Source organism: Mameliella sp. AT18 (genome assembly GCF_028807275.1).
Lineage (GTDB): Bacteria > Pseudomonadota > Alphaproteobacteria > Rhodobacterales > Rhodobacteraceae > Antarctobacter > Antarctobacter albus.
The window spans coordinates 1-6,293 of sequence record NZ_JARAMO010000252.1; the positions used below are offsets into that span (position 1 = coordinate 1).

Sequence of the window (6,293 nt, forward strand, 5' to 3'; positions counted from 1 at the left end):
CCCCGAGGTATTTTGCAAACCAAAGAAACGCAGTCGCGTGCCCCTTCGCCACGCGAATAAATAGCCCCCTGCCGGTATCGACAGGGGGCTTCTTCGGTTTGCGGTCATCGGCTCCTCAGCCTGTACCGCACCATCACTGTAAGATGGATTGGTTAGCACGAACTTAATCTTCTTTGGTTTGCAAAATACCTCGGGGTGAATTGGCCGGAGGCCAAGAGGGGCAGCGCCCCTTCTACCCAGCCGCCTCCTGGCGAATCCGTTCGATCATGGCACGCAGCCCATTTGAACGCTGTGCCGACAGGTGCTCGTGCAGGCCAAGGCGCCCCAGTTCAGCGCGCGCATCCACGGCCGACACATCCGACAGGGGAAGCCCGTCGTACAGCCGATGCAGCAGCGCGATCAGCCCCTTGACGATCAGCGCGTCGCTGTCGCCCTGGAACCGGAACACACCGGCATCGGGCGTCATGTGCAGCCAGACCTGGCTGGCACAGCCCTCGACCTTGGTGGCCGGCACTTTCAGCGCCTCGGGCATCGGCTCCATGTCCTTGCCCATCTCGATCACCATGCGGTAGCGGTCTTCCCAATCTTCCAGGAACTCGAAATCCTCGACGACGTCTTCGAATGCTGCCTGCGCCATGCTGCCCTCCATTTGCCGCAGACCTAGGCAGAGCCGCGGCAAAGGTCCAGCCCCCAACCGGCGGGAGGTTCTTTTCAACGGCGCCGTTCTGCGCTAACCCTCCGGGATATCTGCTTGGGGGCGTAACATGTTCAAACCGGTATCCAGCCTCGTGCTCGCGGCGATCCTGCTGACCAGCTGCGGCGCAGTGCGCGACAGCCGCCTGAACCCGGTGAACTGGTTCGGACGCAGCGAGTCGCGTCCCGTGGCCGCCGTCAACGGCGACGTGAACACCTTGATCCCGCGCGGGCGCGAGTCGATCTTCCGCCAGGAAAAGGACACCAGCTATCGCGGGACCGACATGGGCGAGATCACCGAGCTGGTGATCGAACGCCGCCCCGGTGGCGCCATCGTCCGGGCCACCACGGTCGCCGACTACCAGGGTGCCTTCGACGTCAAGCTGGTCAAGATCGACGCGGAAAGCGGCCAGGGCACCCTGACCTATGCCTTTCGCGGATTGCAGCCGCGCGCGGCCACGGGACCGGCCCAGTCGCGCACCCATACGGCAGCCATCTGGCTGACCGACAACGAGCTGCTGGACGTGCGCCTGATCCAGGTCAAGGGTCGCCATAACGTGCGCAGCGTGCGCCGCTGAGCGGATCAGCCGGGTTGCACGATAGCGGTCAGAGGTCGATGACCGTGACCGCCTTGCCCTTGGCCCCCAGCGCGATCTGACCGTCACACAAACGCAACGCATCCTCACCAAAGACCTCGCGTCGCCAGCCGGTCAGCGCCGCCACGTCGCGCTGGCCTGCCGCAATGGCATCCAGGTCAGAGGCCGGCGCAATCAGCTTGGACGCGACGCCGTAGCTTTCGGTCTTGGCCTTCAACAGCACACGCAGAAGATCCGAGAGCGCCGGGTTCACTTGCAGTTTCTCGCGGTCGTTCTCGACCTTGGGCAGGTTGTCCTTGGGGCACTCCTGCCCGGCGGCAACGGCCGCAAGGATCCCGTCGGCGATCGCGCCCTTGCGCGCCTCGCGCAGCAGCAGGCGCGACCGGCTGAGGTCGTTCATGTTCTGCGGCTTGGTCGAGGCAAGCTCGACCAAGGCATCGTCCTTGAAAACCCGGTTGCGCGGGATGTTGCGTTCCTGTGCATGGGCCTCTCGGAAGGCCGCAAGCTCGCGCACGATCGCCAGGAAACGTGGCGAGTTCGACCGGGTCTTGACCCGTTTCCAGGCATCCTCCGGGTGCGTGACGTAGGTTTGCGGATCCGTCAGCACCGCCAGTTCCTCGGCCACCCAGCGGGCGCGCCCGGTCTCTTCCAGCTTGGCGTTCAGGAATTCGTAGATCTGGCGCAGGTGCGTGACATCCGCCAGCGCGTAGGTCTTTTGCGCATCGGTCAGCGGGCGCCGCGACCAGTCGGTAAAACGCGAACTCTTGTCGAGCTGCTGTTTGGCGATCCGCTTGACCAGCGTTTCATAACCAACCTGCTCCCCGAAACCGCAGACCATCGCTGCAACCTGCGTGTCGAAAAGCGGTTCCGGAATCACGCCGTGATCGACGTGAAAGATCTCCAGATCCTGCCGCGCGGCGTGGAAGACCTTGACCACATCCTTGTTCCGGAACAGCGCCATCAGCGGCTCCAGCGAAAGATCCCCCTCGAGCGGATCGACCAGCACCGCATCCGCATCGTCCCGGCCCGGCAAGGCCAGCTGGATCAGGCAGAGTTTGGAGTAATAGGTGCGTTCCCGCAGGAATTCCGTATCCACGGTCACGTAGGGAACAGAGGCAGCTGCCTCGCAGAAGGCCGCCAGCTCTTCCGTCGTCGTCAAGGTTTTCATGCGGGCTCCGGCTGGATGCACGGGCCAGGAAAGGCCCGCTCCGTGAAAGGTCAGGCAAGGTCGTGGCGCCGTTGGCCCCCTTGCGTCCAGCCACCATAGAGCAATCCCCGGGGACATTCAAAGCCCGTCTGGCGCGCTGGAATTCGGATGGCAGAGCATAACAAACCGTGATCCCAAACGATCCAAACATTCATTTCAAGAATGCATTTGAAGCGCCTATCTGCCTGTCATCGCACACAGGAGACCGCAGACATGACAACCCTCGACCACCACATCCACCAGGCCGCTCCCCGGTCCGCAAACGCCGAAACCTCGCGTCTGATCGCGATGATCGTCACCCTGGCCGCCCTGACCTTCATGGGGCTGGCGGCATTGACCGCGCCCGCCTCTGCCCCCGACCCGCAAGGGTGGCACGGCAATTCCGCGTCCATGCAGCGCCTCGACGGCTAGGCGCCTTTAGGGCAGATCGACGCGCGTCCGGTCCCCGGCGGCAAAGCGGCGCAAGACCGCCGGGTACAACCGGTGTTCCATCTCGAGCACCCGCGCGGCCAACGCCTCGGCACTCTCGCCGGGCAGGATCGGCACCCGGGCCTGCCCCAGGATCGGGCCGTCGTCCAGTTCCGGCGTGACCTCGTGCACGGTACAGCCGGCCTCCGTGTCGCCTGCCTCGATGGCCCGGGCGTGGGTGTTCAGCCCACGGTATTTCGGCAAGAGCGATGGGTGGATGTTCAGCATCCGCCCTTCCCACGGCGTCACGAATCCTGCCGTCAGGACGCGCATGAACCCCGCAAGGCAAAGGATGTCCGGCTCATGCGGGGCCAGTGCCTCTTGCAGCGCCTCTTCGAAGGCTGTCCGGTCGCCCCCAAAGGGATGGTGATCGACGACAGCCGTCGGCACGCCGCGCTCCGCCGCCTTCCGCAGCCCACCGGCATCTGCACGGTTGGACAAGACCAGCACCGGTCGCGCGGGATGGTCGCCGGTCATGCTGTCGACCAGCGTGACCATGTTGGACCCGCCGCCAGAGATGAAGATGGCGACCCGTTTCACCCCAGTGATCCGCTATATGTCACGCCTTCACCGGCGGTGACGCGGCCCAGCCGGTGCACTCGCTCGCCATGTTCGCTCAGCAACGCATCGACGGCATGTTCACTTTCGGGGTCGACCACCAGGATCATGCCGATGCCACAGTTGAAGGTCTTGAGCATTTCGCCCTCTTCAATGCCGCCGATGTCGCGCATCCACTTGAAGAGGTCGGGCAGATCCCATGCCTCCAGGTCGATCTCGGCGCCCAGCCCCTCGGGCAGGACGCGCGGCAGGTTCTCGGTCAGGCCGCCACCGGTGATATGGGCCAGCGCGCGCACGCCCCCGACCCCGATAGCCGCCAATGCCGGTTTGACGTAAAGCCGGGTCGGCGCCAGCAGCTCCTCACCCAGCGTCGCGTCCCCCCAGGGGCAGGCAGCGTCCCAGCCAAGGCCCGACATCTCGACCAGTTTGCGCACGAGGCTGTAGCCGTTGGAATGCACCCCGTCCGAGGCCAGGCCCAGCAGGACGTCGCCCTCCTTGACCCCTTCGGGCAGCGCCGCGCCCCGTTCCATCGCACCCACGGCAAAGCCCGCCAGGTCGAAATCGCCCGCCGGGTACATGCCCGGCATCTCGGCCGTCTCGCCCCCGATCAGGGCGCAGCCAGACCGCACGCAGCCCTCTGCGATGCCTTCGACCACCCGCGCTGCGGTTTCCGTCTCCAGCTTGCCGGTGGCGAAATAGTCGAGGAAGAAAAGCGGCTCCGCCCCCTGGCAGACCAGATCGTTCACGCACATGGCGACAAGATCGATGCCGACGCCGTCAACATGGCCGGTGTCGATCGCGATGCGCAGCTTGGTGCCGACGCCATCGGTCGCCGCCACAAGCACCGGGTCCTCGAAGCCCGCGGCCTTGAGGTCAAAGAGCGCGCCGAAGCCGCCCAGCCCGCTCATCACGCCCGGACGCGTGGTCCGTTTCGCGGCCGGCTTGATCCGTTCGACCAACGCGTTGCCCGCGTCGATATCCACGCCTGCCTGGGCATAGGTCAGCCCGTTCTTGCCATCGCTCATAGGGATCTCCTTCAGGCCCACGCCCGATTTTCGCCCGCGCTTAGCGCATCGCAAGGCGCCCTGCAACGTGGACGCTTGACGCGGCAAGGCGCCGTGGTACTGAGAACGACACGGTGGGCCTGTAGCTCAATTGGTTAGAGCAGGGCGCTCATAACGCCTTGGTTGGGGGTTCGAGTCCCTCCGGGCCTACCAATACCCCCCCGCCTTGCGAGTCGCGGACGCCTCCGCGATCTGGTCGTTCCGCATCGCCTCGGGCCGCGGGAGGATGCGGGCTGGCTCATCCCTTGTCGATGACGGCCACACCTTGTTAGGCTCCTCCCATCTTTCCTTTTCAAAATTTCCACGGAGACGGCTCAATGGCGATCACAACACTTGCGACAATTGTTGGCACCACGCAGTCCATCGCGTCCGATGACGATCTTCTGATCCTGTCCACCGGCGGGATCGTCTTGTCGGCTGACGCCGTTTCGGCCCCATCCGGGGACGCCAAGTTGACCAACTACGGACTCATATACACGGAGGGCAACGCATTCTCCGACTCCGTCGGCGGCAGTAGCATTACCAATTTCGGGACTATGGAAACCAGCAACTTCCCGGCCGTCATCGAGGCAGGCTCATCCCTCGCCCTGACCGACCTGAGGTTGTTGAACTATGGAAACATCGTCGGAAGCGGCGCATTTTCCGATGGTCTCCTGCTGGCGTCCGGCGGAAACTTTCTCTACAATTACGGGACGATCACGTCCCGCTCCGACAATGCGATTCAGATTACGTCGGGGTTCGAAAGCGGATCGCACGCCAATTACATTTTCAACTCCGGCCTGCTTCAGTCGAATTCAGCGCCAGCCATCACCACGGGCAATGACGCCGAGACGATCCGGAACGACGGCACCATCGATGCAGTCAATGCCGAGGCGATTGTCACCACTGGCGGAGACGACAAGGTCTCCAACAGCGGCAAGATCTTCGGCCACGTATCCCTTGGCGAAGGCGCCGATCTTTACCGCGGTCTGATAGACGGATTCGTCGATGGCCAGGTTTTTGGCTCAAACGGAAATGACACGCTGATCGGTAGCGCCGCGGACGACAACTTTGTCGGCGGCAACGACGACGACCTGATCGTGGGCCACGACGGTGATGACACGTTGGACGGGGGCACTGGCTCCGACACGATCATGGGCGGGGATGGAAACGACTCTTTGATCGGTGGAAACTCCGACGACACGATGAACGGAGGCGCCGGGTCGGATACCATGACCGGCGATACGGGCAACGACTTGCTGGTTGGCCGTGACGGGGCCGACCTTCTCGAAGGTGGATCCGAAAACGACACGATGGACGGCGGCAACGGGGACGACGTCCTGGAAGGCGACGCGGGCAACGACATCCTGCGCGGTCGCGCGGGAGAAGACGAATTGGCCGGCGGCCTTGGCCGCGATTTCCTGACCGGCGGCCAGGACGCGGATATTTTCGTGTTCCGCTCGCTGGCGGAAACGGTCGTGGGCGCGAACCGTGACCAGATCCTGGACTTTGAACAGGGCATCGACCTGATCGTCGTCGCGGGCCTGTCGCCGGGCGTCTTCGAGTTCCGCGGAACCGCAGGATTCGCGCCGTCGGGCAATCCCGAACTTCGCCTTCTGGAGACGGCGACAGGGTCGACCATCGTGCAGATCGATGCCGATGGCGACGGCACGCAGGATGCCGAGATCCGGGTGGCCGGTGTCACCGGGCTGACAGCGGATGATTTCG

The 6,293-nt window shown here is 64.1% G+C and carries 7 protein-coding genes and 1 tRNA gene; 4 read left to right on the forward strand and 4 right to left on the reverse strand.

Annotated features, from left to right (window positions below):
- Positions 1-232: 232 nt before the first annotated feature.
- Entirely contained in the window at positions 233-637 is a 405-nt protein-coding gene (locus PVW46_RS21580; RefSeq protein ID WP_043139007.1) for a SufE family protein, read from the reverse strand.
- 127 nt (positions 638-764) lie between these two features.
- On the opposite strand from PVW46_RS21580, the gene PVW46_RS21585 reads away from it, so the two are divergent.
- Positions 765-1,271 (forward strand): hypothetical protein, encoded by a 507-nt coding sequence (locus PVW46_RS21585; RefSeq protein WP_043139010.1) that lies wholly within the window; start codon positions 765-767, stop codon positions 1,269-1,271.
- A 28-nt stretch (positions 1,272-1,299) separates the two neighbouring features.
- Here the strand turns inward: PVW46_RS21585 and rnd are convergent, their stop codons facing one another.
- A complete protein-coding gene (rnd, locus tag PVW46_RS21590) occupies positions 1,300-2,457 on the reverse strand; it encodes a ribonuclease D (protein ID WP_043139012.1) in 1,158 nt (385 codons plus the stop codon).
- A 252-nt stretch (positions 2,458-2,709) separates the two neighbouring features.
- Between rnd and PVW46_RS21595 the strand changes: the two genes are divergently transcribed.
- Positions 2,710-2,907, forward strand: coding sequence for a hypothetical protein (locus PVW46_RS21595; protein WP_069208347.1), 198 nt, complete (start codon positions 2,710-2,712; stop codon positions 2,905-2,907).
- A gap of 6 nt (positions 2,908-2,913) precedes the next feature.
- Here the strand turns inward: PVW46_RS21595 and purN are convergent, their stop codons facing one another.
- Together purN and purM are read right to left on the reverse strand one after the other, a co-directional pair.
- Positions 2,914-3,504, reverse strand: coding sequence for a phosphoribosylglycinamide formyltransferase (purN, locus tag PVW46_RS21600; RefSeq protein WP_069208348.1), 591 nt, complete (start codon positions 3,502-3,504; stop codon positions 2,914-2,916).
- Positions 3,501-4,547, reverse strand: a complete 1,047-nt coding sequence (gene purM, locus PVW46_RS21605; protein WP_069208349.1) for a phosphoribosylformylglycinamidine cyclo-ligase — start codon at positions 4,545-4,547, stop codon at positions 3,501-3,503. The genes purN and purM overlap by 4 nt, the downstream gene beginning before the upstream one ends.
- 115 nt (positions 4,548-4,662) lie before the next feature.
- Here purM and PVW46_RS21610 point away from each other — a divergent pair.
- A tRNA-Ile gene (locus PVW46_RS21610) sits at positions 4,663-4,739 on the forward strand.
- A gap of 164 nt (positions 4,740-4,903) precedes the next feature.
- Positions 4,904-6,293 (forward strand): calcium-binding protein (locus PVW46_RS21615; RefSeq protein WP_274577557.1); only part of this gene is annotated, 1,390 nt, incomplete at its 3' end.